This window comes from Myxococcales bacterium (genome assembly GCA_016699535.1).
Classification (GTDB): Bacteria; Myxococcota_A; Polyangia; order Polyangiales.
In genome coordinates, this window is record CP064980.1 from 3,938,644 (window position 1) to 3,965,348 (window position 26,705).

The window sequence follows — 26,705 nt, forward strand, 5'->3', positions numbered from 1 at the left end:
CTGACTTGCGCCGTATTTTTCGCAAGCAACTGCGCCCATCTACCAGCAGATCGGTACGGCACAAAGGAAGTCAAATTTGAAGGCACAAAAAGAATCAACGCGCGAGCGCTTGCCTCTTGCCTAGCAACAAAAGAGCGCGACAGCTTTTCCTTGGTTTTCGGATTTTCACCTTCGCAAAGTTGCGGGGAGCCTCCTTTTGATGAGCAGACGCCACGTCTTGAGCTCTTCTCATGGCCATGGAGCAAGTGGCCTCTGTACGATCGCATCGCCATGCAACGCGACCGCGAGCGAATTGAACGTTGGTATGCGGCACGAGGTTTTCATTCCACTAAAGTGAGAGATATTCGCGTCACACCTAGTCAAGCCAGTCAGGAAGACATTCTAGAGTCCAACAACGATCATCCGATATGCCAACGCCTTAGCAATAATGAAGGGTGCGAAGTCGAAATCACCTTCGTGATCGAGGAAGGAATACAAACGATAATTCAAGAGATTGCCGTTCGCGGTCTAGAAAAACTGCCACCTAAAATTCGTTCAGAACTTTTTGAAGCGTTACTCCTAAAAACAGGCGATGGTTTCGACGAAGCTTTTTACGACGAGAGCAGCGAGGCTATGCGAAATGTTTTAGGACATCATGGTTACGCACGTGCTGAAATCAAACGTGAAGCGCGAATCAACCGAATTGCAGCCAAAGCGTGGGTCGTGTTCGAAATCGAGCCCGGACCCATATGCGTTTTCGGCAAAGTAAGCATCGGCGGGGCAAAATACCTGCCACAAGCGCCAATTCGTGCCGCCGCTGGAATAGAGAAAGGTTCGCGCTACGACAATAAAGCACTTCACGATGCTCAACGTGCCATTCGTGAGCTAGGACCGTTCTCCGCGGTCACGATAGAACTCCAGATTCCCGAGAAAGGAAAATCCGTTGACGTGCATATTCAAGTCACCCCTGCACGAGAACAGAGTGTCGCGTTTGGCTTCGGTGTTCAAGGGGGACAAATAGATACCCCAAGTGAGTCAATCAGCGTTCCGCAGTGGGATGTTCATTTACTTGGACGCTATCGTCATCGCAACCTTTTGGGGGGAATGCGTGAATTGACCATCGAGGATCAGCCACGCATGATTTTTCAACAGCGCTTTCCCGGCCCGGAAACACCTCGCTTTGGTAACACGATTCAAACCGAACTTCGGCAGCCCGGTTTTCTCGAAGCAAGGACCACCGGCATCGCCAACGCCTCACACTCCTATGGCCCAGACCCCTACGACTTTTTCTTTCGACACCGTATCGACACAGAGCTCGCACTTGAACGCTCTTTTCTTCAGGGGATATTGTTCACACGCTTTGCACTCCGTAACAGTTTATATTTTGTGCCCTCCGGAGAGGAGCGCTTTGATGGCACTGCTCCACCTTCCGATTCCATGCTGACCTTTCCCCGAGCAAATCATACGACTTGATTTGCGCGATGATCCTCAACGCCCACATGGCGGAGCATTCCTCCAACTTACCCTAAACGAAGCAGGGTTCTTTCTCCCGTCTGACTGGGACTATGTACGCGCACTAACGGACGCGAGAGTCTATCTTCCACTACCCTGGCGGATCACGCTTGCCGCGAAATTCGCACTCGGCATGCTTTTCATTGACCGCGCAGCATCAAGACTTGATCCCCTTAGTCAAGGCTTGGGGCCACGGGACTACCGCCTGCGCGGTGGCGGGGCTAGTAGCAACCGCGGCTACCTTCCGGGACGACTGGGCGATGGCCTTGAAGGCGGTACCCGTCGATGGGAAGCATCGCTTGAGTTACGAGTCCCACTTCTAAATGACTTCGGAGTTGTTTTGTTCAGTGACAGGGGGGATGTGAGCCGAAAAGAGCATTTCCGTTTTGATCACCCTCAAACCTCAGCGGGTTTTGGCCTACGTTATTTCACTCTGGTCGGTGCTTTACGCGCGGATTTTGCATGGCAGCTTCCCGGTCTTCAAGTCCTTGCAAAAACCGATCAGCGCATAAGCGATCTTGATTCAGACGCCAAGCCAAGAACACGCGGTGGCCCCTTCGTGTTTCATCTCACCATCGGTCAAGCTTTCTGAGCAATTTCTAGCTGTTACTACGACACACCGGCACTGCAAGATTGAAACTATACCCTGTCGGAATGAACAACTCTTGGTTTCGACTCTATCCAATAGGCCCAGGGGACCAAGAGCCACAGGGCAAAAGCAGGCGTGGCAATGGCTTGCGGAGATAAACCGGCCGAAGGTTTTGGACCAAAAAGATTCAGCCCATAAACAACCAACAGAAAAGCAATCAAAGCAAAAAGACCCCAGCGGCGCCCCTTTGTGAGTTCTTTGAGCATGACATCGACATACAGCAGGACCGCGGCGATAAACATGCCAAGTTCAATTAGAGTTGCCCGAATCGGTGAATTCCATAAGCCTAAGCCCCACTTTGGTCCTGAAGGCCATAACGGCAAGTCGGGACGATGCGTGAGTAAATCAAGCAGCCAATGACTGCTAACAACTGCAGCCATCACCAGTGCAACACGCCATTGCTTCTTTGCAAGGTACAGCAGGGAGGCAAAAAGCGCCGACCAGAGTAAAGTAAACATTAAACTATGGGACCAGGGATAATGACTAAACCTTAAGGGACTCAGACCTTTAATGCTTGGGTCCACTTCAACCTGCTCCATGCCCAACACCACAAACAGAGGCCAAATAAGGTCAAGCAACTGACAGGCAATAAATGCGGTTCCAAGCGATACTCGGGGAGAGAAACGCTTGGCGCCAAAAGCAACTGCATAATGACCAATAAACATAACGCACACATTGTAAGTCAAAGGCTTTGCTCAAAAAAGCTTTTTGAGCGAAAAAAGTTCTAGAACGAAAAGCAACAGATCTTGAAACGGACGACTCTGCTAACAACGCTTGTTCGTGCCAAAACAACGGTTCCAGGCTATGCTTACTGCCATGAGCAAGTCACGGATTTTGCTGGACGGACTTATTTTTCTAGTCCTTGCAGCATGTGGTTCTGGTGAGTCGAAACCTTCCAGTTCGAACCCCGACGCTGGCGACAGTGATTCGAGCGAGGACGCCAATTATCAGCTTTTGCGCTATTCGCTCGATCGTTCAGCTTTGCCTAATCTGTACTATCACGACCTTACTTTGATCATCGACGTGGGCACAATCACCTCTGCCATTGTACTCGCCGACGGCGTCGCGATACCTCACCGCTATGAAGCCGACCTCCAGAAGCTTATTGTCACCACAGAGGCCAGCGCTCTCGAGGTCTATGTTGCCAACGCTACTAACCCTGCCGGCTTTGGTGACTTTGAAGTTGCCCCGCTTTATGACGACAAACGCTGGGCATGGTCGCAAGGTTTTGACGACAACTCCTTGTATACGGAGTCGGTGGATGCTTATAAAGAGCTCGGCTACCAGGCAACGGTGTTCATGATTGGCGAACTCATTGACGATAGCAGAACTGAATACTGGATTGTGGATGCCTCAAGCGGAACCGACCCTTCAAACAACAACTACGTGACAGGTCTAAAAGAACTTAGCGAATTGGAATGGGGAATAGGCAATCACGGCTGGGGTCCGGCATCCTCTTGCAATGACAGTGCCGACTTGGAATGGGAAGTGTTGCGTGAAAACCAACGCCTACTTGAAATCATCGCTCAGTCCAACAACCCGACCTACAAGCCCATTGCTGTCGCTGCACCTTGTTTTTTGGGACAGTACCAAGGCATTGTCGCGGATTTGCGAGACCATGGCACAGACCGCACAGGATTCACCAGCACGCCGATCTATCTTCAGTTTAATGAAAGCGGCAATTTAGAAGTACCGTACATTACGGATAGCGAAACCGACTACAGCCAAGGCTCTGTAACCGCAAAAGCCTTCAGTTTTGATACCGCAGTCAGTCGTGACTATCGTATTGAAGATAGTGTCTCTCTCATCACTGACATGTTTGATTGGATGTCAGCAAACGCGGACTCAGAGCATCATTTCTGGTACAACACACTATCCCATGGCGGGCACAACGATAAGGTCATAGCCGTACTGAACTACGCAGATAGCCATTACGGGAGTGCAGGAAGCGACGAGGCTTGGATAGCGCCATCGGACCGAATTTACAGCTACCTCATGCACCGCGACCAAGCCATCGTAAGCTTCGATGGCCTCAGCAACGCATCGCCTCCAAAACAATAAAGCTGTACTTGAAATCAAGCGATACACACAGCTGCTTCTAAACCTCGAGAATGTCTTTTTCTTTTCGAGCTACAATATCGTCGACTTTGGAGGTGCCAGCTTGCACGATTTCTTCGACTTTTTTCTGCGCGCGTTCGACTTCATCTTCGCCGGCTTCTTTTTCTTTTTTGAGAGTCTCAAGTGTGTCTTTGGCCGCATGGCGAGCGGCACGAATTGAAACGCGGCAATCTTCACCAAACTTTTTTGCAAACTTCACGAGCTCTCTGCGACGCTCTTCGTTGAGCTGAGGCATGGGTAAGCGAATCAACTCACCGTCGTTTTGAGGATTCAGACCCAGGCCCGATTCCATGATCGCTTTTTCTATTGCTTTGATTTGTGATTTGTCCCACGGTTGCACCGTCAACATGCGAGGCTCGGGCACACCGATGTTGGCCATCTGGCTTAGCGGCGTGGGGGAGCCGTAATAATCCACGCGAATGGAATCAAGTAAATCAGGATTTGCACGGCCAGTGCGCAGCTTTGCAAGCTCACGCCGCAAGGCTTCGTGTGCTTTTTCAATGTCTTTTTGAAGTTGGTCGTGGGTCTCGTTGATCATAAAGGCACTAATCTCCTTGTTCCGTGACGAGCGTACCAATTTCTTCGCCCATGACAACCCTCATGATGTTGCCGGATACACCTAGCGCAAACCCTCGAATAGGCAGCTTATTATCCCGGCATAAAGTGACCGCCGTTTGATCCATCACACCCATACGTTCTTGTAAAAAGCGATCGTAACTCAGGCGCCTAAACATTTTTGAATCATCGTGCCTGGCAGGATCCTTATCAAACACGCCTTCAACTTTGGTGGCTTTGCACAACATCTCAGCTTGGATTTCCATGGCGCGAAGCGCTGCGGCGGTATCTGTTGAAAAATAAGGATTGCCAGTGCCAGCTGCAAAAATTACCACACGGCCCTTTTCCATATGCCGCATGGCGCGTCGCCGGATGTAGCTTTCGGCTACTTCGCGAATCTCAAGCGCACTCAGCACCCGCGTGCCTACGCCGATCTTTTCCAGGCTATCCTGCAACGCCATGGCGTTGATCACCGTAGCGAGCATGCCCATGTAATCGGCGGTGGTCCGATCCATGCCATCCACGCTACCGCGCAAGCCACGAAAGAAGTTGCCTCCGCCAATGACGATGCCTATTTGGCAGCCAATACGGTGCACATCCGCAATCTCTTTACTGATGTTACTCAGTGTGGTCGGGTCCACACCAAAACCGCCAACCTTGCCACACAAAGCCTCCCCAGACAGCTTAAGCATGATGCGTTTATGTCTAAGAGTAGAGGCTACGGTCATGATATTTATTCCTTATTTCTATTTAGAGGACTTCTGGAAGCATGTTGCGAGCTTTTCCTATCCGCGGCTTTCGGCATCGGGGCTCGTATACCAAACGGGCTAGCGCCCACTCGGTAGGTACATAAGTACCATTTTCCTCACCCCTGTAGGCGCGCTCGTGCCTAGAAAAATCTCGCAACATGATATGTTTCACGGCTCCGAAATGGTTAGTTCCGTCAGGATGACTTTAGAGTGTCGGCTACTTCAGCGGCGAGGTCACTTTGCTTCTTTTCAATGCCTTCGCCAAGCTCAAAACGCACAAAACGACGAATCGAGATTTTTTCACCAATCTTGGCCGTGAGTGCTTCGACGAGCTGCTGGATACTGCGACCTTCTTCGTCACGAATCGAGGGCTGATCAACAAGACAAACTTCACTCATCCATTTGTTGAGCTTACCCTCAAGAATCTTAGCCACGGCCTGTTCGGGGCGTTTTTTACCACTTGCAGCCTCTTCTTCCTCAATTTGGCCCTGAAAGATCTTCTTTTGAGATGCAATGGCTTCTTCGGTGATGTCCTCACGACGCACAAACTCAGGCGACATCGAGGCAATCTGAAGACCCACATCTTCTACCAAGGCTTTGAACTCATCGCTGCGCGACACGAAGTCCGTTTGGCAGTTGATTTCAACGAGCACACCAACGCGGCTACCTGGGTGGATGTACGCGTGCACCACGCCTTCGGCTGCAATCGCACCTGCTTTTTTTGCGACTTTGGCTAGTCCCTTTTTTTGGATGATCTCGGCCGCTTTTTTATCATCGCCCTGCGCTTCAACCAATGCGTGTTTACAATCCATCATGCCTGCGCCCGTTTGTGTTCGAAGCGCTTTAACCATTGTTGCGGTAACTTCCACCATGCTTAATCCCCTTGTCCTATTTTCTAGTTTGAATCTTTTGAATCGTCTGTGGCTAGAGCACCGGACACTTCGCCCTCTGGAGTAGCTGAAGCTTCAGGCGCAACATCGGCCGAAGGAGCCGCTGAACGACGACTACGAGAAAACTCTACCGGCACATCGCCACTGCTTGCTTGGCCACCCACTTGGTAGCCCTCACTGCCTTCGCCTTGAAGGTGCGAACGACGGCGTTGCATGCCAAGAAGACAGGCATCTGCAATCTTACCAGCGATGAGTTTGATGGAGCGAATAGCATCATCGTTGCCAGGTACCACGTAGTCAATCAAGTCGGGATCACAGTTGGTATCGACGACGGCCACAATCGGAATACCGAGCTTTCGGCCCTCGCGTACAGCAATGTGCTCATGATTTGGATCAATGATAAACAGTGCTGAAGGCAAGCCGTTCATGCGCTTGATACCACCGAGGTACTTCTCCAAACGCTCGCGTTCGCGATCCAAACCAAGCAGTTCTTTCTTGGTCAGCGAACTTACGCTACCGTCTTCAAGCACTCGCTCAAGCTCCAACAAACGCTCTATGCTACGCTTGACCGTTTGAAAGTTGGTGAGTGTCCCGCCAAGCCAGCGCCCGGTGACATGAAACTGATGCGCGCGTGCCGATTCTTCGACGATAATATCCACCGCTTGGCGCTTGGTGCCTATAAAAAGCACATGACCGCCGCGAGCCACCGCGTCGGTTACAAAACGATAAGCTTTGTTAAAGCGATCGACCGTTTGATCGAGGTCAATGATGTGAATGCCATTGCGCGCCCCATAAATGAAGTTGCGCATTTTGGGATTCCAGCGTCGGGTCTGATGACCAAAATGAACGCCTGCATCAATTAAATCACGAAGCTCAATGGCGTCGCTTTGGTTTTCTGGATTGGTATGAGTTGTTTCGGTCATGTTTGCTCTCCTTGGTTGTTCCTCCACTTTCCTCGTCTGCCCACTTTGCTATGCAAAGCACCAAAACAAACGTTTGAGCCGGAAAATGTGTGTAATTACGCGGCCGCCTTTCGAGTGAGGGAGCCACGGCGGTTCATTGTGAACTGCGCTCGGGCGTATAGCACGACCCGGCCCGAGCGCCAAGTACGACAAACCTGGCATAATTATACCTGTTTTCATGCCAAATTTGGCATTTTGTAGCCTAAAAACAGCCAGCCCAAAGAGATGGGCCAGTTGCTGTCGGTAGCAGCCAGTGATATCCCATGTCACACTGACTAATCTTAGGAGTCTTATGCTTGATAACCTATCTGCGTTTTCTTTCTCGACGTTAGTGCTTCTTGGCGGATGCGGCACTTCGGGCCAAAGCACGACTAGCGACGCTGGCACGAGCGACGATATTAGCAGCCAAAACACTAGCGATGGTAGCTCAAGTTCCGATGGAAATTTTGACGCACTCAGTGATTGCGCCACGGTGGACACGACCGCGCCCGCTCCCACCGAAGTAAGCTGTCCTAGCGGCTCCGATCCTGGGGAGGTCAAATACTACGTGTCAGGTTCGCTGCCGCCGACCATCCGTGATGGCAGCATGGCGCGCTACTGCTTTACAAGCCCATCGATGAATCGTCCCGTTGCCTTCGTTGCGTACACACCGCCGGATTACGAGAGCTCAAACCAAGATTACCCGGTGATTTATTTCTTGCACGGCATCAGCGGCCAGGAGTGGAACTACTTGGGCTGGTTTTCCGACAACAGCAGCAATGAACTGCTCACAAAAGAAAACTTGTATAGCCTAATCGAAGGAACCGCCAGCGTCTCTGCTTTAGCCGACAAGGCCATTGTTGTTTTTGCTAACGGTGGCCGTAAAGACGCAACAGCTAGTGCCGAAGCACTATTCTATTCAGATCAAGGCGACTACAAGAGTGAAACCATGATCATGACGGAGCTCATTCCTTTCGTCGATAGCAAATTCCGCACGGTGGCTTCCCGTGCAGGGCGCGCCATTGAAGGATTTTCGATGGGAGGACATGGCTCTTTGCGGCTTGCCATGACGTATCCAGCTTGCTTTGCCAGCGCAGTCTCCTATGCCGCCGGACTTGGTGCCAACGCTGCGCCGGACGACATTGCCGAGTTCAGGCCCACCGTCGATCAAGTGCAAGCCATCAAAGACTTTGGCCTTGGAATTCGTGTGGTCTACGGCACAGCGGATAACCCTTGGTATGGCAACTGGCTAGCTCCCGGTGGCCTTAAAGAATTCCTCACCAACAACGGTATTTCTTTCCAAGAACAAACGATAGACGGCTTGAGTCATCAGCTTGATGGGTACTACGATGCGCAAGGTCGCGCAGGTCTCGAATTTCATTTCTCCCATCTTGGCAACTGATTAATCCAATCGACCCGCAAAGAAACACAACGTGGCGCAGATGGTATCCACGGAACTGCGATCTGACGGCGATAGAACGTCTTGCGAGAGCCCCGCTAAGGGCTTGGAGCTACACCACGAAAATAGGCATCTGCAAGTTCAACAGCATCTTGAGCGATGCGTATTCCGATGCGGCGCCCGGGGATGTCGTCGACCGGTGGATGAATACCTCCCCAAATGCGTGAGAGACTGGTTTGATCCGAAGCGTCTCGATAGGTGGCCCACTGCAAGGTGATATCCATACTAGGGCCCTCTTCAAAGACAAGAAAATTATTTTTAGGCGCAACAAACTCACCGATGCCGCCGGGGAAGAATTCATTACCAGTGATCGTGGTCAGTACTTCAGCAGCAGCTCTTGAAAAAGCGGAATGACCTGAGACATATCCTGCAAAAGGTGGCGTCACAAAGGTGGGACGCTGATAGGGCCACCAGTTTTCATCCAAGATCCAACCGACGCCGGCGTCATCACTATCCGGATCAATGATTTCGTTTGGACCCCGCCAAGCATAGAGCTTCAGCTTGCCGACATGCTCGCCCTGATCCTCTGCAAGTTCATCGCCCAGCCCCACCACTTCAATTTTACCCGCGATCAACGGAAGGCCATTAACGTGGTAGCTCGCTTGCTTGGGATCCGTGCTTTGGCCCAATGAAGCCATGTAGCGAATCGCCGACACCGGACGAACATAGTCGTACCAACCTTTGATGCCCCATGCCGAGACCGCGGCATCGTGCACAGCGCCGCCCAGCATAAAATAGAGTTTCACGTCCCACTCAAGCTTGCTCAGGACCTCGCCCTCGCCTTTGTAGCGACGCTCAAAGGCAGGATGATCACTCACAGCGAGATTGGCAATGGTAAACCAATGCCCGGGAGGTGTCTCGGAAGCCGGACCGTCCGCCCAAAACTCAGCAAGCACGCGCGTGTAATCGCCGCGCGGCACGATCTGCGCTTCGTAGGGAAGCCCCGTATAGGGATTCAACGCATGCCACTGCTCTAGCACCCCCCCTTCTTCTGCGTCGTAAAAGTTCCGCATGTCTTGCATGTCGGTTGGCAGAGCTTCGGTGTTTCCACCGCTCAGAGGTGAAATGTCCCACATCACACCATCACTTGGATCAAGATGCGATGACCACAACGCGACCAACGAATGCGCCCAGATGTAGTCTTCAGCAACGGCATCGGGCCCTTGCAGCCACGCGGCAGGCCCGGGATCGTGACAGACACGATAGCTAAAACCGTCACGTTCATGATTGGCACAATCGTTATCCCGCAACGCAAAGGGCACGACAGCTCCCCATTCGGCACCTAAAAAGGGTGATTGTCCCACAATCGGATTACCTGCTTGGTCAATGGCCGTATCCAGAGCCAAAGGCTGCCAATGGTTTGGATCGGATAGTGTTGCATTACCCGAGACGGTTGGGTTGAGCGCTTCGTTGACTGGTTCATAGTATTGATTGGCGTAGCCCTCTTGTTCATTGGAGCCATCTTGAAGACCAAACTCAATCACGCAATTGGCTAAGTACAATCCCAAGGCCGCAGCATCACCGCCGCTGTAGTCACGTGAATAGTATTCAGTGTCGTAGCCTTGCGCCGCCATAAGCGAATCCAAGGTCTCCTGCGTTAGCACTGTGTTCGGAGAGTTGCTGAAACGATGTGATAGCAAGCGGTACATGGCATAGCTAATCGCTTTTGCGCGATCAGCGTCGATATCGCTACTGCTTTTCTGAAGTTTTACTCTATCGTCAGAGCTGAAGGAACAACTGTATCCACCGACGGGGTTGCCTAGGAAAAACGGCTTCGCAACTTCGTCGTAAATAGCCCAAAGATCGTACATCATGGCTGAAGAATGAAAGAGATTGCGCGCATGAACGGTCGGGCGAGCCAAATCAATGCGAATCGCTGCTAGCAAAGCTTCGTTCCAGTTGCGCGCCGCTGACTGGTTGCTGTCGTAAAAAAACGTTCGTTTGCTCGTCTGCTGCATCGCATGCCAAGAGCGCGAAAATCAAACACACGGCCAAGTAAAGTGTTCTCGTAAGCGTTTTTTTACTTCCAACAGGGTACAGAATATCCAAAGCTTGCTTATCTTCCGTCATTTTCAGCTCCACAACCATCGCACTCGCAATCAAAGCCAAGCTAAAGTAATCTCGACGACAACGAGCACAAGTTTAGAGTCAATTGCAATACCATGTAAAACAGCGATGAACCAAAACATCCCGAAACGAATGCTCTGTCTAGGAGTTAGCTCATGCGACTTATCAAACTTGTAGTACTTTGGGTGCTCTTTATTGCTCTTTTCCTTTTTGCCATATCCAACACCGAACAAGTCGCTATCACTTTTGTCGGTGCGCGAATCGCCGAAGGACCGCTTAGTTTGGTAATTTTTGTAAGCTCCGCCCTGGGCATGCTCATCGGTGGACTGCTTGGACTTTTTCTCCGCTCAAAACCGCGAAAAGGCATCGACGATCATAGCTAAGCACTCGGCTTGATCGCCCAAGCTACCTTGGACACAAAGGCGCGCCGCTGCTGCTTGCCTTGATAATGATCCGGCATGAGCTCCAGCAGCTCATCGCGCAAATAGTCACGATAGTAAGGTTCGTGAAAGTCAGCCGCAAAGCTACCCAAAAACACAGCAAGGTCCTGAGCCTCAGAAGGCTGTGCCGAATCCTCAAGCACGAGCAAACCTCCGGGTTTAAGCACTCTATCCATTTCAGACATCACCGTGCGGCGAACCGCACGCGGTAGTTCATGAAAAAGATAGGTACTGCTTACGATGTCGAAACTATGATCGTCAAAAGGCAACGTTTCAGCGTTGCCTTGCACAAGCGATACCATCGGATCGTGTTGCACGGTCTTCTTGGCCTGTTCTAAATAAAAAGGCGATAGATCGAGACCGGTGGCTTGTATATTTGGAAAGGCTTTACTGATAAAGCGCAGGCTTCGTCCAGTTCCACATGCAACGTCCAGCATGTGTGCTGCCCGGCTCGGGTCTCGCTTAAGATGGCGAGCCATCGGCGTAAGGATCTGACGACGCATGACATCCGCCGTACCCAGAAATAAGAACTCCACACTCAAGTCATAAAGCCGCGCCGAATGTTTTGAAAAATAGCCGTCACTCTGCCAATGAAAATTACGCAGATAGTATTTGGGGTAGCGCGTAGCGTCGGCAACTTCCGGCAAGTCTTTATAGTTGCCTTGACGCATGCGGCGATGCACGCGAAAGAACTCTGCTGTAAGCAAAGGCAGATGCAAAGCGTAGCGAGTAAATGGAAAATCAAATAAAATCGATTTCGGATAGTAGCCTTGTTCAACGGATTGCCATTCATCCCGAAGCAGCTGCTCATAGGCAGCTTTCAAAGCCTCACTTGCTGAATCCGCTACCTCATGTTTTGTCTTGCCTACATGCCGAAGAAGCTGATGCGCTGTTCGGATCGGAAAGAGCAAAGCCTTTTGCTGCAAGCGATAAAGCCGGAAATAGCCATGCTCTGGTAACTGCACCATAGGTATCGACATAACACGCACAATCTAACCCTAAAAGCTACATCGTCCATGTTTATTCGCTAAATTATATGGACAAAATGCGAAATAGTGGGTCTTTGAACCCATCAAGTTGGCAAGTAGTGCATGCTGTGGGTGGCCTCAGCCTAACGGACAATGGAGTCTGTAGAGGCGGCTTCGGATGCACAACGGCTTATCCATGAACGCCTTTACACGCAGGATCGCGAGACCTTAGAGCGCTGCATTAAAAACGTCCAATGCAAAACTTTGCATTTGCGGCGGAAGTTTATTGGGATCGTAACCAAGTGCCCCAACGTCAAAGAGTAGATTAAGTTCCTGGGACTCACCTTGTACCTTAAGTGCTTCAACAATCTCGACATCTATAAATAGATTGAAAGTGGCAGAAACGCTCTCAAATAAAGGATCTTTCAAACGAGCGCGTTGTAGGATTTTTTGTCCGTTTACTAAGTCATTTTGCAACATGATTCCGTCGCGATAGATATCGTAGCTGCGTGAAACAGTAGGATAGACGTAAACAGGAACAGTCCCCTCGTTAATGATCCGAAGTTCGACATGTATTTTCCCGTCGTCATCGGCATCCGCAGGATCTAAATAAAGATCTAGCCGCGACATACGTGGATTAAACAAAAGTGCCTTGGTGTCAGCCCAATCCATGCAGGTCAAAATAGTCGAGTCAGCGACGTTTGCATTTATGCTATCCAGGCAACTAGCCGCACCGACTGCATTTAATCCGTCCGTATCTACGGCGTCGTCTTGCTGCCAAGCGCAACCGAGGGAGCTAAGCATAAAAAGTCGCGCTACAGTATAAACCAGGTGTTTGTGAATATAGGAACGTGTTTTACTTCGAGTCATAGCCCTTTACCGAGCAAGATTCGTACCAACAAACGCTCCTGGTAGCCAAAAAAACGACATATTGAATTGACAGCGAAAATACCGCTGCGATTAATTTACTGTCATGATCAAGAACACATTCTGTCCGAAGCAAGGGCTTCCAAAGCCCCAGGTATCATCTGTGCTCCCAAGGTGGACCTAAGTGGACAGATAGTCCTGCGCAGCTTCGTGGTGACTGCTGGCCCGACTATGCACTTACCGCCCAGGATCAGAATAGATGCTTACTAATGAGATTGAGTTGCTGCTTGAGTTCATCCGGGCTGGTAACGGGAAGCCCGCATTGGCCCTGCTTGCAAAGATAGGCGGTGACTTTACCCTCTTTGCAAAGCTTTGCTTCAACCCAAGGCAATAGCTCAGCATAGTCTGCTAGCTTGCTCTCTTCGATGGTGAGCAGCACGGTGGGCATCGCAGCCGTCACGCTATCTCGTTGCACAAAAGCGGATGCGTCGCTAGCGCTATCTTTAACAACCACCAGAAGTTGGCTTACGCCGTCTTGCATCGTGCGGGCTGTTTCTAACAGCTCACAAAACGCGGATGGTACATTTTGCATACGCCCAGCGATACAAGTCAGCAGACGCTCGAGCCTCTGGTAGTGCTCATCTCGAAGCCCGAAGGCATAAAGGCGCAAGAGATTTTTAGCCATCACGGTATTGCCCGAAGGTTCAGCTCCATCCATGAAAGCTTTATTTCTTGCAATAAGGGATTCCTGTTCGTGCGCAGTCATGAAAAATGCACCATGCTCAGTGTCTTCAAAATGCGCCGCAACATAGCTCTCGAGCGCAAAAGCTTTGCGCAAAAATTCCAAATCAGAAGTAAGATCAAAAAGATCAAGCAGTGCGGCAATCAAACAGGCGTAGTCGTCAAGGTATGCACTTGGACCAAGCTTGCCTTGCCGATAGCTACGTGAGAAGCCTTCGCCTTTTTGCATAGTGGTTAGGATGAAATCCATGGCATCCAGCGCGATTTTTTTATAGCTCGCATCATCAAGCGCTTTTGCTGCTTGGGCATAGGCGCTAATCATAAGTGCGTTCCACGACAAGAGAATTTTATCATCCAACAAAGGAGCCGAACGCTTGGCGCGCTCTAAGCGAAGCTTTTCGCGAATAGCAGTCAGCCGCTGTTTGAGCTGCTCAACTGAAACGCTTAGTTCCTGAGCGACATCGCCAATCGATTCTTTCTCAAAAAGAATGGAGCGACCTTCAAAGTTGCCTTCCACGTCCACACCGTAGATACGCTTACATAAAACAGCATCGTCCGGATCAAGAACACTATCGAGCTCCTCGGGTGTCCAAGTGAAAAACCATCCTTCCTGCTTGGTCCCATCAGGCACAATGCTATCGGCATCGGTGGCCGAATAAAAAGCAGCCTCTGGACTACACATATCACGGCTCACATAGTCCAAAATATCTCGGAGCACATCCAGCAACCTTGGATCAGCGCTTTGCTCATAGCCTCGCAAGTAACTCTGGGCGAGCAAGGCGTTGTCGTAGAGCATCTTTTCAAAGTGTGGAACGAGCCAGATGCGATCCGTTGAGTAGCGATGAAATCCCCCGCCTACGTGATCGTGTAACCCACCTTTGGCCATGCAACGAAGTGTATGCAATGCCATCTGCAAGGCTTCGGAATCAGGATGCCGCTTGGCGTAAGACAAAAGGAAAGCCACTGGCAAACTGCTCGGAAATTTAGGCGCAGGCAGCAAGCCACCGTACTTCGGATCGTAACGCTCCTCTAGTTCAGCAAAAGCCTTTTGCTCGAGTTCCTTGGGAATCTTCGCGTCCGTTGACTGCTTTAGCTCAAGCATTTGCTGAAGCGCTTGTTTTAGTTGCTCAGCCGATTCGAGGAGTTTTTCCGGCTCTTTTTCATATTCTGCCGCAATGGCGCCAAGCAAACTTAGAAAACCAAAACGCGCACCGCGATCGCCATCGCGCGCTGGAAAATAAGTGCCTGCAAAAAAAGGAACTTTCTGTGGTGTCATAAACACGGTCATGGGCCAGCCACCATGGCCACTTATGAGCTGCACGGCCGACATGTAAATCGCGTCGACATCCGGTCGCTCTTCACGATCGACTTTCACTGCAATAAAATGCTGGTTGATCGCTGCTGCAATCTCTGCATCTTCAAAGGACTCTTCCTCCATCACATGACACCAATGACAGGTGCTATAGCCAACAGAAAGAAGCACGGCTTTGTTGTGCTTCTTCGCAAGCTCAAATGCTTGCTCACCCCAAGGAAACCAGTTCACCGGATTGTGCGCATGTTGCAAAAGATAAGGACTGCTCTCGAAAAACAAACGATTCGTATAAAGCGGCGCGCCGTTTCCATCCAAATGCCGCGTCCGCGGCCGATACCCATCCGCCCTCTTCTGCCATTCAGCCTCAAGGGCCTCCCGATCCGCCAAAAACTCACCCACAACACCCGGTAACGAAGTCATCATAACAACCGAAGCTAACACAAAGCCTCAAAGCAAACACCCAAGGTAAAACATGGAACCCCAAGAAAGCAATTCGAGCAAACATGAACCGCAACCGTAAACTTGTGAGCACAATCTGCATAGGACTGCAAAGAGCAACCGCTAACCTGATTTGCGATGCGGATGACAGTGGCTCGCAGGAGCATCTGCCCAGAGCGCAAACAAGATAAACGTGGGAGGAAATCCGTCCAGCCCACCGCGCAGACCCTGTGGTCTTGAAAGCTCCAGCGAGCCACTGTTATCCGCATCTCACTCGAGCTCCTAAGCAACCATTACACTTAGAGAAGCCACCGAAATGCATAAAACACCCGCTCTGCAACTCGCACCCCCAGCGGCCTAAACATCCAGTCCCGCCGTGAAACTTCAAGAGCCGACGCCATGTCTTCAAGGATTTTTTTATGCATCGCCTGTCCGATTCGCTCATCGTCAATCGCTACATTGACCTCGAGATTCATGCGAATGGAACGGTTATCAAGGTTGTGCGTGCCCACCGTGGTCCAACGGCTATCAATTACAGCGCTCTTTGAATGAAGCACTGAATGCGGCCAGGTATAAATATGCACGCCACGTTTCATAAGCCATGCAAACATGCGACGCGAAGCATAATAAACCGCAACCACGTCACTTGTTTCCGGCACCAAAATGCGCACGTCAACACCGCGTTTGGCTGCTTTTGCTAGCGCTCGACTCACCTTTCTACCGGGAACAAAATAGGCATTGGCAATCAAAATAGAAGACTGCGCTGCTTGGATTTCTTTTAAATAGGCTCGACGAATGCCAAAGGTTGAAGCTTTAAAAAAATTGGCAAGCACCATGATGCGACTTTCAAGGGGGTTTGTCGCGCCTTTCGGAACAACCGGGCTAAGCGTCTTTTCATCAACCTCGATATTTTTATCCGACAACCTGTTCCAGGTATGTGCACTCACGGCTAGCAAATCCAACACCGCAGGACCTTCAATGCGAACCATGTCATCGCGCCAGCCTTCTCCACCGTGCTCCTCCGCTCGCCAAAAATCAGCAAGGTTCGCGCCCCCTGTAAAAGCAACCTTTCGATCGACGACCAAGATCTTTCGATGATCGCGCAAGTTAACTTTATCCAAACGAAAACGTTTTCGCCAAGGCGCAATGGGGTTGTATTGTTCAAGCTCGCAGCCAGCTTGCTCCAAAGCATCGAAAAAAACCCCATCGCTATCCCACGAACCGATGGCATCAAAGAGAACACACACACGAAGCCCTTTTCGCGCTTTATCCATCAAAGCTTCGGCGAAACCCCAACCTGTTTGATCCGAAGCAATCCAATACATTTCAAGGATAATTTCTTTTTCGGCTTGCTTAATAGCATCCAACATTGCTTCAAGCGCTTCATCGCTATCGTGAAATAGCGCAACCCGGCCTGCTTTCCAAAGTAAAGGCTTGCCTGGAAGGAGATGCTCTTTAAAGGTCTTCGATATATCAACGGGTCTCATCGACCAGGACACCTTAGCGCAGTCCGGACCTTTTGTGCTACGCTCCCTAAGTCATGTCCAAAGCAAAGCACTGTCCGCAATGTAAAAAACCCGTAGCGAGCTCCTCCCAAAATCCTGCGTTTCCTTTTGCTCCAAACGCTGCAAGCTCCTTGATTTGGGAAATTGGCTTGATGAGGGCTATCGCATCGAGTCCGACGAAGCCAGCACAAGTGATGAGCCGGATCAAAGCGCCTGAACTCAGGCCTGGATGAAGCATGCTCTAAGCGCTTTGTCCCAGTTGCTCCGCTAAGGTATTGGCAGTGATTTTTGCACGCTTTACGACTTGAGGAATGCCCACTCCGTAAAGAGCGTTGCCTGCAACCTGTAAACGCGGATAAGGCGCGAGAGCTTTTTCAATTTTCTGAACGCGTTCGAAATGCCCCAAGGTATAACGCGGCAGAGCCTTGTGATAACGATCAAGAATATACCAGTGTGGTTTTTTATGAAGCCCTAACATTCGATCGAGCTCGTGAAGCCCTTGTTCGAACAACACGTCATCTGTTTGCTCGTCATGCGCTGCATTGGGACCACCAAAGTAGCAACGCATCAAGGCTTTGCTCGCTGGAGCGCGGCCGGGGTATTTGATATGGCTGAAGGTCGCGGCCATGATCGGGCTCTTTTCTTTTTCCGGGACCACGACACCAAAGGCATCCAGCTTTCGTTCAAAAGCATCGCCATCAAAGGCCATGCTAAGCACAGCCGCTGAGCCATATTGGATTTGTGAAAAAGCCGCGCTAGCTTCCGGAGCAAGCTCTGCTACGAGCATCGCCGCGACATGCGCTGGCACGGCAAGAACCACCGCCTGCGTTGTGATGCTTTGGCCATCACCAAGCTTTATCGAAAAGCCTTCGTCACTCGCAGTAATGCGAGTAACCGAGGTATTGCACTTAACACTTTGCCCCAACTCGGACATCAAGGCATCGATGAGCGTCTGCATGCCACCCTTGAACGCGGAAAACATGCCGTAACGCGCACCGCCACCTTGCTTTTTTTTGGCATGTTTAGCCGCCATCAAACCACGAGAGACGCTTCCGTAGCGTCGCTCAAGCTCAACAAAACGTGGCAACGATGCATGCATACTCAAGGTCGAAGGATCAGCTCCGTAAATGCCACTTGCTAAGGGTTGAGCAAGTTTTTCAAAGAGCTCCTTACCAAAACGTCGCGTCACAAACGATTGCAAGCTTTCTTCATCGCTAAGCCGCTTTTTCACCCACGGCTCGATCATGGCGCGGCATTTACCTTTCCATGAAATCAATGGGGTGCGCAAAAAACTCCAAATGTCACTGGGACCAATAAGCTGAAAGCCTTCTGGATTTATTGAGCTTGCCATCTGAAAACACATAAGCACCGCGGTGCGCTTCGTTGGTAGCAATAATCTGTTCTTCGAGACCAAGCGCAAGCGCAAGGTCTAGACCATCGCGTGGCTCAGCTAACATGGAATCAGCACCACCTTCGACAACAAAACCATCGCGTTTGTGCGTTCGCAGACCGCCTCCCACGCGAGCGCTGGCTTCAAGCACTTGGATATCCAAAGAAGCGTCGTTCTGCTTGAGGAAATAAGCCGTGCTTTAACCCACCAAGACCGCCACCGATGATTGTAATCTTGGCCATGAACACTCCTTTACAGGCAAGATCTATCTTGCGCTCTGCTCGTGCACGTAGTCCACCAACATTCGAACTTGATCTGGCGAAGTTGGCGGTAAAACCCCGTGCCCGAGATTAAAAATATGACCCGGCCGACTATTAGCGGCATCAAGAATTGTTTTGGCCGCTCCTTTGAGCTCATCCGCGGGAGCGAGCAAAAAGGTTGGATCCAGATTGCCCTGTAGAGCAACATCGCCAAGTCGTTCCCATTGCTCAGCAAGGTCCACACGCCAGTCGATACCAATCACATGACCGCCAGCTTCCTTCATTAAAGGATAGAGCGCCGCATTGCCGGTTGAAAAATGAATCACCGGCACGTGATCGCCCAGAGCAGCAAACACTTTTTTCATATGAGGTAAAACGAAACGCTGATAATCCCTGGGACTGAGACAGCCAACCCAACTGTCAAAAAGCTGCACCGCCTGCGCGCCTGCTTTGATTTGTGCTTTGAGGTAATCGATCACCGCCAAGCTTAACTTCTGCATGAGCACATCAAAGGCAGCAGGGTCGTTGTACATCAAGGTCTTGGTGTGAAGGTAGTCACGTGAACCGCCACCTTCGATCATGTACGACGCCAAGGTAAAAGGCGCACCGGAAAAACCTATCAGCGGGATACGGCCAGCAAGTGCTTGTCTGACTTTCTTTAGCGTTTGCATCACATAAGCCAGGGAATGTTCAGCTTGAATGTTTTCCTTCAAGCGATCGATGGCTTTGCTGTCGCGCAATGGCTCTTCGATAACAGGGCCGCCCTCTTTCGTAAATGAAAAACCAACGCCTAAAGGCTCCAAGACTAAAAGAATATCAGCAAAAACAATTGCAGCATCCAACTCAAACTGCTGCACAGGCAACAAAGTTACTTCAGCTGCCAAATCCGAGTTCTTGCAAAGCTCTATGAAAGACACTTTCGAGCGAATCGCACGGTACTCCGCTTGATAACGTCCGGCCTGACGCATCAACCAAATCGGCGTAAACGAGGTCGGCTCTTTTCGGCAAGCTTTAAGAAACTCAGACACAGCGCTCTTCTAGCACAAAGTATCAAAGCCTGTCCCTAAAAACTTTTCGGGTCGAAACAGGAGTTAAACAACCAAAACTTAGCGCGATTCCTAGCAAAAAAACCGAGAGTGCAAGCGCCTTACTTCGGCGCCTAGACCTGTTCTTCAATGTACCTGGCTTGCTCTTCACCAAAAAAGATCTCAATGCACCTTAGAAGTTGAATTCTAAGAATCTCAGGATCACCTGTCTAAGGATTTTTCTTAAATCGATCGATCAGAATTTCAAGATCCAGAGGGTATCTTTCGTGAAGCTCCACCATGCCTCCAAAGTCATGATCGGTACCTCGCGAAATTTTTGAGATTGCCAAGTCATGTTTTTCAGGCACGTGACTGTAAGCTTCGTTAGCTCAGGAAGCTCGCAACGTTGTACGCACTCTTGATAATCGTGTGGAAACTGTGCCACACCGGTCTCGCCCAGAGGAACGAATGTCTCATCTTTTCTCGAATCGTTTTAAGCGCCTCTTTGATTTCAGAGTTCATGGACTCATAGGTATCGATGTCCGTTGTGCCTTTTGTGACGCCATACCCCAAAACAAGAACTGCTCCACCAATGATAATTAGTGTTTGGTCTTTACGAAGCGCTTGATCTAACGCTTGCAAGCTTTGAAGCAACTCTTGGGGAGTTTTTCTGCGGTAGTTTTTAGTCACAATGTTTCTCAACAATGGAATGAAAGCCTTCTTACGGCATATTCATTTCAAATAGCCACTTACGAGCAAGGTCGGACGTATTGCGTTGCATGAGCTTTTTCTCGTACTTGCTCGGTTTCATATGTACAAAAAAAGCCTCCGATCGGCTGCGGCGCTTATCTCTTAATTTCGCCAAGTGTTTACCTAGAAGCAAGGAAAACTCCCGATCTTGGGCCAACTTATCGGTAAGCTCTAGGAAGAAACCAAGAGTATGATTGCTTTCGCTTTGTTTCGCGCGATGGACTAGCTCCGGCAGTATCTGAGACAATCGCGATTTGTTTTTATAAAACACCACAGAAAGCACCCGCGCAACACTCGCGTCTCGACGAGCAAGCACAAGACTAGAGGCCAGGACCGAGACAAGATCAAGCTCTTTTCGTTCACATCCGGCGCAGGAAACGCTTTCGTTTTGATAAGCGTACGCAATGCCGCAAGGAGGCCTTTATCGATCTGTGGACTCAACTTGAACACATGTGCGTTGCCTACAACCTCACCTGCAACCAAACCTACTTCCTCCATACGCAAAAGCTCGTTACGAACAGCCGTACTGCTTTGCCCTGTCCGTGCAGCAAAACCATGCATGGAGTCCTCGGCGCCACTAAGCACAAAAGCCTTGAGCAGCTCACGACGCGTTTCAGAGGGAACGGTATATTCATAAATCTATCCAGGATCTAGTCGAAAACCATAAATATTTACAACCATTTAGAACACACACCGCGAAAAGATGGAATTTCAAACTTTCGCGGTGTGTGCATTAAGTTATTGAAATGAAAAAGAAAAAAACAGGGGATCCTGGATCTATAGGGCGACTAGGGGGTCGGTGGGGATGGATAGGAGGCGGCTTCTGATTTGGGCGATGAGGAAAATTGAGCCGGCCACGATCACTCTGCCCTGCTCGCCGGCTATGGTCTTGGCTTTTTCAAACGCTTGCTCGGGTGCTTCGGCTATCTCGCCTTCGCGCAAAGCACTGAGGTTCTGTGGACTTTGGCTGCGGGGCATGCCTGTGCTGCTAAAGACATGATGATCGATGACATCATCGAGTTTACTAAGGAGCGATTCAGCGTCTTTGTCCTTCATGCAAGCAAAGAGCAAAACAGTCGGGCCAGTTCTTCTTGGAATCTGCTTAAGATAGTTCGCAAGTGTTTGTGCGCCGTCGGGATTGTGCGCTGCATCCAAAATGATTTCTGGGGATTGATCGAAATGCTCCAAACGACCTGGCCAGTGCGTCTGCTTTAGACCCTGAACGATTTGCTGTTGGCCGATCACAAAACCCTTCTTACAAAGCAACTTGGAACAAACATAGGCAAGCGCTGCATTTTGGTATTGATGCTCGCCAGCAAGGGAAAGCTTCTCTAGATTAAATACTTCACCGCCAAATGAGATGCTGCGTTTGCCTTGCTCGTTACAACGAAGCTTATAGGCCTCATTATAGCGTATCAACTCGACTTCTTTTTGCTTGGCCACATCGGCAATCACCTCAAGTGCTTCGTGAGCTAAATTCCCAAGTACACAAGGCACGCCTTGCTTTAAGATCCCTGCTTTCTCTCTGGCTATCTCAGCCAATGTGTGACCCAAAATCTGCGTATGGTCCAAAGCGACGTTCGTGATCACGCACAGTTCTGGTCGAAGCACGTTGGTGGCATCGAGCCGCCCACCTAAGCCAGTTTCAACAAAAACAATCTCGCATTTGGCATCGCGAAAACTCTCAAGAGCAATCGCGGTGATGGTCTCAAAAAAGCTTAGGGGCGGTTGCATGTCTTTCATGGACTCCGCAAAATCGCTCATCCGCTCGGCGAATTCCTGATCCGAGATGGCTACGCCGCCAATACGGATGCGCTCGGTGACCTTATGCAAATGCGGCGAGGTACACAGGCCGGTTTTATAGCCCGCATAGCGAAACACTGATTCTAAAAAAGCAACGGTACTGCCTTTGCCGTTGGTGCCGGCAACGTGCACAACGCGCAGCGATCGATGCGCCTCTCCGCGAAGGTTAAGTAGCGCATCGATGCGTTCAAGACCTAGCTTGATACCTTGATGTTGCAGCGCATACAGAAAACGAACTGCGTTTGGATAGTCCACGGGTGCTTAGTCGAGTAAATGCCGAAGCACGCGCGCAATGGTGTCACGCATTTCATGGCGAGAGGCGATGATATCAATCATGCCGTGTTCTTTGAGAAACTCCGCACGTTGAAAGCCGTCGGGCAATTTTTGCCGAATGGTGGTTTCGATGACGCGTTGACCTGCAAAGCCAATAAGCGCGTTCGGCTCAGCGATGTTTACGTCGCCTAAAAAGGCAAAACTTGCAGCAACACCACCCGTAGTCGGATCCAAAAGCACACTAACAAAAGGCATCTTCACTTCGCGCAGCCTGCCCAGCGCTGAGACCGTTTTGGCCATTTGCATCAAAGAAAGCACACCCTCTTGCATACGTGCCCCACCCGAGGATGAAAGCAACACCACTGGCTGCTTTTTATCGACGCCACGTTCAACCATACGCGTGATTTTCTCCCCAACCACCGAACCCATGGAACCGCCCATGTAGCGAAACAAAAACGCGCCAATCTGAATGCTGCGTTCTTCAAGCAAACCACTGCCTACCATGATGGCATCTTTGACACCGGACTTTTTTTGTGCAGCTTTGATACGATCCCCGTATGGCTTGGAATCGACAAAGCCGAGCGCATCGACTGGACTTAGTCCAGCATCCTCTTCTTTAAAAGAATCGGGATCCAACAAAAGCTCGATCCATTCTTCACCACTTAAGCGATAGTGATAGCCACACTTGGGACACACTTCGCTGTTGGTGACATAGTGATCGGAGTGACAGGTGTATCCACAACCGTTGCAGCGACGAAATACACCCTCACCAAGCGTGCGCTTTTCTTCGCCCTCTTGATGAGTAACTTTGGTTTTCTCAAAACGAGCCATTAGCCGCATCGATTAGCACAAAGCCGGCCCAACTCAAAAGCCAAGCGTCACGGATAAGCTAAACATGCCAACTTTAGCATGTTTACTGCCTGTAAAACGCCAAAACTGTCGATTTTACGGATAAAAACTGCCATCAGGACCTATCCAGACTATGGGCGCGAGGCAAAATTACCGATAACTGCCTTCCAGAAGCCTGCCCATCGCGGCGATAGGAAAAAAAGCGCTGGGGCTCGCACATCGTGCAACCACCGACATCATCAATAAAGTTTTGCTTTATTCCCGCCCGGCTAATTTGCTCTAGGAGTATTTTTTTTAGGTCCAGCAAAAATTTATCGCCTTTAGCTTGTGTGGCTTGATAAATAAGCGGAGATGAAGAAAAGTGCTGCACTACCTCGCCGCCCACCTCAAAACAACAAGAACGAATATGCGGCCCAATGGCCACACGCAAAGCAGTGCTCTGCACATTAAGATTCTGCAATCGTGAAATCGTAGCAAGAACGATCTGAGCGCGTACACCTCGCCAACCAGCATGGACTGCCGCTACACCACTTCCGTCTTCGCTCGCAAAAAGTAAGGGCACGCAATCTGCGGTGCGCACCGCCACGGCAAGCGTCGGCTTTTGACTGATAAGCGCATCGCCTTGTTGGCTTCGAAATTGCACGGGGTCTAACTTCGCATCAACCACCACAACGGTATCGCTATGCACTTGGCTTAGCTCGTAGAGTTTACTCGTTTCATAACCCACAGCCTGAGCAAGCGATGCGTAGTTTTTCTCAACGCTAGCGGCTTCGTCACCCACGCTACGCGCCAAGTTCAAACTATCAAAGGGAGCTTTGCTAAAACCACCTTGGCGGGTTGAAAAAGCGTGTGAAATCCCCATCTCATCGAAGAGCTTGGAACGCAAAAGAACGGGCTGCGAGTTTACATTGCGCATCGCACCGCAACATACTACTGTGCTTCGCCTAAAGAAATGCCGTCATGGCAAGCACTGTTTTTAGGAAGGTTTTAATATGGCATATCAATTTCCGTCACCTGAATGGACCGCAGCTTACAAAGACGCTGTCAACGCCAATCAAGCCTACGAGCAAGCTTCAGCGGACTGGACCCACGGTGCAGTTGCCATGGTCGTCAAAGCAGACAAAGCCATAGGCCTCGAAAACGATGCAGCCATGCTCCTTGATGTCCATCAAGGCAAGTGCCGCAATACCGAATATTTTACGAATGCTGAACAAGCCAAGAACAAAGCCGCCTTTGTGATTGAAGCTCCCTATCCTCTCTGGAAAGAGGTCGTGCAAGGTAAGGTTGAGCCGATCAAAGCCATGATGCAAAACAAGCTCAAACTCACCAAAGGCGCTTTGCCAACCATGATTCGCTACGTCGAAGGATCAAAACAGCTGGTGCAAAGCGCAAGTCAGGTACCCACCGAATTCGTTGCTTAGGAAACTGTGACAGCATGAACAGCATCGAACTCGACCCTGACGCAGAGCAAAACGGTTTAGCTTTAATCCTGTCGGAGCTTTTGAAAAACAACATCGAGACCGATACAAGCAAAGCCAACATCTTCGAGCAAATGCTTGGCTCAGTGGCAATCGTCGCTGAAGATGCACAAGTAGCTCTTACTTTGGTGTTTCAAAAGGGACGGTTACGCATCTACGACGGAATCTACAGCATCCCGGATATTGCGGTGCGAGCGAGCAGTGAAGACATCACCAATCTATCCTTGATTGAATCGCTGCCCTATTTCGGACTTCCAGACTTGCGAAAGCCCACAGCGCAAGGCGTCCTAAAACGCTTGTTCAAAGGCCAAATTCGCCTCCACGGCATCCTCAACCACTTTAAACTCTTCACCCAGTTCGGTGACATCATGGCCGTAAGCCACTAACCCGCACAAGCAAAACAGCGGTACAAACAGTCAAAGCTAAAGAGCAAACCAATTCCAAAATCAGCTACCCAATCACCCCGCGAGCAGCGCGAGCCCGCAGGGGAGGGAGCCGACGCACGAAGTGCGCTCGGGAGGGGAGACGCGTATCTCCCCTCTTTGGAGCGCTGCTGTGCAGCGGTACAAACAGTCAAAGCTAAAGAGCAAACCAATTTCAAAATCAGCTAGCCCAATCACCCCGCGAGCAGCGCGAGCCCGCAGGGGAGGGAGCCGACGCACGAAGTGCGCTCGGGAGGGGAGACGCGTATCTCCCCTCTTTGGAGCGCTGCCACGCAGCGGTACAAACTGTTAAAGCCAACAACTAAACCAATCCCAAAATTACCTACCCAACCACCCCGCGAGCAACGCGAGCCCGCTGGGGAGGGAGCCGACGCGCAAAGCGCGTTCGGGAGGGAGACGCGTATCTCCCCTCTTTGGAGCGCTGCCACGCAGCGGTACAAACTGTTAAAGCCAACAACTAAACCAATCCCAAAATTACCTACCCAACCCCCCCGCGAGCAACGCGAGCCCGCTGGGGAGGGAGCCGACGCGCAAAGCGCGTTCGGGAGGGGATTCACGTGAATCCCCTCTTTGGAGCGCTGCTGTGCAGCGGTCCAAACAGTTAAAGCCAAACCCAAAGAGAAAATTAGTGCGGACGAGAGGACTTGAACCTCCACGGGGTTTCCCCACTAGATCCTTAGTCTAGCGCGTATGCCAGTTCCGCCACGTCCGCAACCTAAGCCGATACCTCGGCACAGCGGCACGGACAGTACTTCTCCGGAGCCTAATGTCAAGGACTTCAAGGTGAATCGCCATTTGCTGGGATTCACCTCGAAAATAGGATAAGGTGGTTTTGACGAATTTGGGCCATTAAGGAGGCTAAATGCAGACCGATACCGCGCAGTCACTCAGCGGCATATTAAAAAGCGTTGTGGATAGAACTTCGGGCAGCGTCTCGGGTCTGCTCATGGACTTTGATGGCCTTCCAGTCGAGCACTACGTTAGGGACAATAGCAAAGTCGACGCAGAAACCATCGGCGCCGAGTACAGCGTGGTGCTGTCTCAAATCCGTAAAGCTGCTGAAATGCTCGATGCTGGATCTGCACGCGAAGTTGCTATCCAAGCCGAACGTCTTACCACCATCATTCGCCTATTAAACGACGACTACTTCGTTGCAATTTCACTATTGCCGGGAGGAAATATCGGTAAGGCGCGCTTCTTACTTCGCACTGTTGAAGAACAATTGTTGGCAGCCTTGAGGTGAA

At 50.5% G+C, this 26,705-nt stretch carries 25 protein-coding genes, 1 tRNA gene and 1 pseudogene; 9 read left to right on the forward strand and 18 right to left on the reverse strand.

Annotated features, from left to right (window positions below; genetic code table 11):
- Positions 1 to 150 precede the first annotated feature (150 nt).
- On the forward strand, positions 151 to 1,452 hold the full coding sequence (locus IPJ88_18565) for a hypothetical protein (protein ID QQR90115.1): 1,302 nt from the start codon (positions 151 to 153) through the stop codon (positions 1,450 to 1,452).
- Position 1,453: 1 nt separating this feature from the next.
- Positions 1,454 to 2,083: a BamA/TamA family outer membrane protein gene (locus IPJ88_18570; GenBank protein QQR90116.1), complete on the forward strand. Its 630-nt coding sequence runs from the start codon at positions 1,454 to 1,456 to the stop codon at positions 2,081 to 2,083.
- A 47-nt stretch (positions 2,084 to 2,130) separates the two neighbouring features.
- On the opposite strand, the gene IPJ88_18575 is transcribed toward IPJ88_18570, so the two are convergent.
- Positions 2,131 to 2,805, reverse strand: a complete 675-nt coding sequence (locus tag IPJ88_18575) for a metal-dependent hydrolase (GenBank protein QQR90117.1) — start codon at positions 2,803 to 2,805, stop codon at positions 2,131 to 2,133.
- A 151-nt stretch (positions 2,806 to 2,956) separates the two neighbouring features.
- On the opposite strand from IPJ88_18575, the gene IPJ88_18580 reads away from it, so the two are divergent.
- A complete protein-coding gene (locus IPJ88_18580) occupies positions 2,957 to 4,201 on the forward strand; it encodes a hypothetical protein (GenBank protein QQR90118.1) in 1,245 nt (414 codons plus the stop codon).
- Between the two features lie 37 nt (positions 4,202 to 4,238).
- Here IPJ88_18580 and frr read toward each other — a convergent pair whose 3' ends face one another.
- From frr to rpsB, 4 genes are all read right to left on the reverse strand, one after another.
- Positions 4,239 to 4,796 (reverse strand): ribosome recycling factor, encoded by a 558-nt coding sequence (gene frr / locus IPJ88_18585; protein QQR90119.1) that lies wholly within the window; start codon positions 4,794 to 4,796, stop codon positions 4,239 to 4,241.
- Between the two features lie 7 nt (positions 4,797 to 4,803).
- Positions 4,804 to 5,541 carry a UMP kinase gene (locus IPJ88_18590; protein QQR90120.1) on the reverse strand — a complete coding sequence of 246 codons (738 nt, stop codon included), beginning with the start codon at positions 5,539 to 5,541 and terminating at the stop codon, positions 4,804 to 4,806.
- A 215-nt stretch (positions 5,542 to 5,756) separates the two neighbouring features.
- On the reverse strand, positions 5,757 to 6,434 hold the full coding sequence (gene tsf / locus IPJ88_18595; protein QQR90121.1) for a translation elongation factor Ts: 678 nt from the start codon (positions 6,432 to 6,434) through the stop codon (positions 5,757 to 5,759).
- Positions 6,435 to 6,457: 23 nt separating this feature from the next.
- Positions 6,458 to 7,375: a 30S ribosomal protein S2 gene (gene rpsB, locus IPJ88_18600; GenBank protein ID QQR90122.1), complete on the reverse strand. Its 918-nt coding sequence runs from the start codon at positions 7,373 to 7,375 to the stop codon at positions 6,458 to 6,460.
- Between the two features lie 331 nt (positions 7,376 to 7,706).
- Here rpsB and IPJ88_18605 point away from each other — a divergent pair, with 331 nt between their 5' ends.
- Complete coding sequence (locus tag IPJ88_18605; GenBank protein ID QQR90123.1) at positions 7,707 to 8,795, forward strand: hypothetical protein; 1,089 nt, start codon at positions 7,707 to 7,709, stop codon at positions 8,793 to 8,795.
- 95 nt (positions 8,796 to 8,890) lie between these two features.
- On the opposite strand, the gene IPJ88_18610 is transcribed toward IPJ88_18605, so the two are convergent.
- Entirely contained in the window at positions 8,891 to 10,810 is a 1,920-nt protein-coding gene (locus IPJ88_18610) for a vanadium-dependent haloperoxidase (GenBank protein ID QQR90124.1), read from the reverse strand.
- A gap of 264 nt (positions 10,811 to 11,074) precedes the next feature.
- On the opposite strand from IPJ88_18610, the gene IPJ88_18615 reads away from it, so the two are divergent.
- Positions 11,075 to 11,302 (forward strand): DUF1049 domain-containing protein, encoded by a 228-nt coding sequence (locus IPJ88_18615; GenBank protein ID QQR90125.1) that lies wholly within the window; start codon positions 11,075 to 11,077, stop codon positions 11,300 to 11,302.
- Here the strand turns inward: IPJ88_18615 and IPJ88_18620 are convergent.
- The 4 genes from IPJ88_18620 to IPJ88_18635 all read right to left on the reverse strand — a co-directional run bounded on the left by IPJ88_18620 (position 11,299) and on the right by IPJ88_18635 (position 17,172).
- A complete protein-coding gene (locus IPJ88_18620) occupies positions 11,299 to 12,327 on the reverse strand; it encodes a methyltransferase domain-containing protein (protein ID QQR90126.1) in 1,029 nt (342 codons plus the stop codon). The two genes, IPJ88_18615 and IPJ88_18620, sit on opposite strands and share 4 nt — an antisense overlap.
- A 228-nt stretch (positions 12,328 to 12,555) precedes the next feature.
- Positions 12,556 to 13,197 carry a hypothetical protein gene (locus tag IPJ88_18625; GenBank protein ID QQR90127.1) on the reverse strand — a complete coding sequence of 214 codons (642 nt, stop codon included), beginning with the start codon at positions 13,195 to 13,197 and terminating at the stop codon, positions 12,556 to 12,558.
- 247 nt (positions 13,198 to 13,444) lie between these two features.
- A complete protein-coding gene (locus IPJ88_18630; protein ID QQR90128.1) occupies positions 13,445 to 15,670 on the reverse strand; it encodes a thioredoxin domain-containing protein in 2,226 nt (741 codons plus the stop codon).
- Between the two features lie 314 nt (positions 15,671 to 15,984).
- Complete coding sequence (locus tag IPJ88_18635) at positions 15,985 to 17,172, reverse strand: cardiolipin synthase ClsB (protein QQR90129.1); 1,188 nt, start codon at positions 17,170 to 17,172, stop codon at positions 15,985 to 15,987.
- Between the two features lie 53 nt (positions 17,173 to 17,225).
- Here IPJ88_18635 and yacG point away from each other — a divergent pair.
- Positions 17,226 to 17,407 (forward strand): annotated as a pseudogene (gene yacG, locus IPJ88_18640) (DNA gyrase inhibitor YacG).
- Positions 17,408 to 17,431: 24 nt separating this feature from the next.
- Here yacG and hemG read toward each other — a convergent pair.
- From hemG to pgeF, 7 genes are all read right to left on the reverse strand, one after another.
- Positions 17,432 to 18,541: a protoporphyrinogen oxidase gene (hemG, locus tag IPJ88_18645; GenBank protein QQR90130.1), complete on the reverse strand. Its 1,110-nt coding sequence runs from the start codon at positions 18,539 to 18,541 to the stop codon at positions 17,432 to 17,434.
- On the reverse strand, positions 18,492 to 18,743 hold the full coding sequence (locus tag IPJ88_18650) for an FAD-dependent oxidoreductase (GenBank protein ID QQR90131.1): 252 nt from the start codon (positions 18,741 to 18,743) through the stop codon (positions 18,492 to 18,494). Before IPJ88_18650 ends, hemG begins: the two co-directional genes overlap by 50 nt.
- Positions 18,744 to 18,845: 102 nt before the next feature.
- Positions 18,846 to 19,868 carry a uroporphyrinogen decarboxylase gene (gene hemE, locus IPJ88_18655; GenBank protein QQR90132.1) on the reverse strand — a complete coding sequence of 341 codons (1,023 nt, stop codon included), beginning with the start codon at positions 19,866 to 19,868 and terminating at the stop codon, positions 18,846 to 18,848.
- Positions 19,869 to 20,249: 381 nt separating this feature from the next.
- Positions 20,250 to 20,555 (reverse strand): hypothetical protein, encoded by a 306-nt coding sequence (locus tag IPJ88_18660; GenBank protein ID QQR90133.1) that lies wholly within the window; start codon positions 20,553 to 20,555, stop codon positions 20,250 to 20,252.
- An 837-nt stretch (positions 20,556 to 21,392) separates the two neighbouring features.
- Positions 21,393 to 22,673, reverse strand: coding sequence for a bifunctional folylpolyglutamate synthase/dihydrofolate synthase (locus IPJ88_18665; protein ID QQR90134.1), 1,281 nt, complete (start codon positions 22,671 to 22,673; stop codon positions 21,393 to 21,395).
- 6 nt (positions 22,674 to 22,679) lie between these two features.
- Complete coding sequence (locus IPJ88_18670) at positions 22,680 to 23,522, reverse strand: acetyl-CoA carboxylase carboxyltransferase subunit beta (protein QQR90135.1); 843 nt, start codon at positions 23,520 to 23,522, stop codon at positions 22,680 to 22,682.
- A 133-nt stretch (positions 23,523 to 23,655) separates the two neighbouring features.
- Positions 23,656 to 24,456 carry a peptidoglycan editing factor PgeF gene (gene pgeF / locus IPJ88_18675; GenBank protein ID QQR90136.1) on the reverse strand — a complete coding sequence of 267 codons (801 nt, stop codon included), beginning with the start codon at positions 24,454 to 24,456 and terminating at the stop codon, positions 23,656 to 23,658.
- A gap of 76 nt (positions 24,457 to 24,532) precedes the next feature.
- On the opposite strand from pgeF, the gene IPJ88_18680 reads away from it, so the two are divergent.
- Together IPJ88_18680 and IPJ88_18685 are read left to right on the forward strand one after the other, a co-directional pair.
- Positions 24,533 to 24,961, forward strand: coding sequence for an SCP2 sterol-binding domain-containing protein (locus IPJ88_18680; GenBank protein ID QQR90137.1), 429 nt, complete (start codon positions 24,533 to 24,535; stop codon positions 24,959 to 24,961).
- Between the two features lie 14 nt (positions 24,962 to 24,975).
- On the forward strand, positions 24,976 to 25,404 hold the full coding sequence (locus IPJ88_18685; protein QQR90138.1) for a hypothetical protein: 429 nt from the start codon (positions 24,976 to 24,978) through the stop codon (positions 25,402 to 25,404).
- 686 nt (positions 25,405 to 26,090) lie between these two features.
- Here IPJ88_18685 and IPJ88_18690 read toward each other — a convergent pair.
- Positions 26,091 to 26,173, reverse strand: a tRNA-Leu gene (locus IPJ88_18690).
- Positions 26,174 to 26,323: 150 nt separating this feature from the next.
- Here IPJ88_18690 and IPJ88_18695 point away from each other — a divergent pair.
- Positions 26,324 to 26,704, forward strand: a complete 381-nt coding sequence (locus IPJ88_18695; GenBank protein QQR90139.1) for a roadblock/LC7 domain-containing protein — start codon at positions 26,324 to 26,326, stop codon at positions 26,702 to 26,704.
- Position 26,705: the final 1 nt, after the last annotated feature.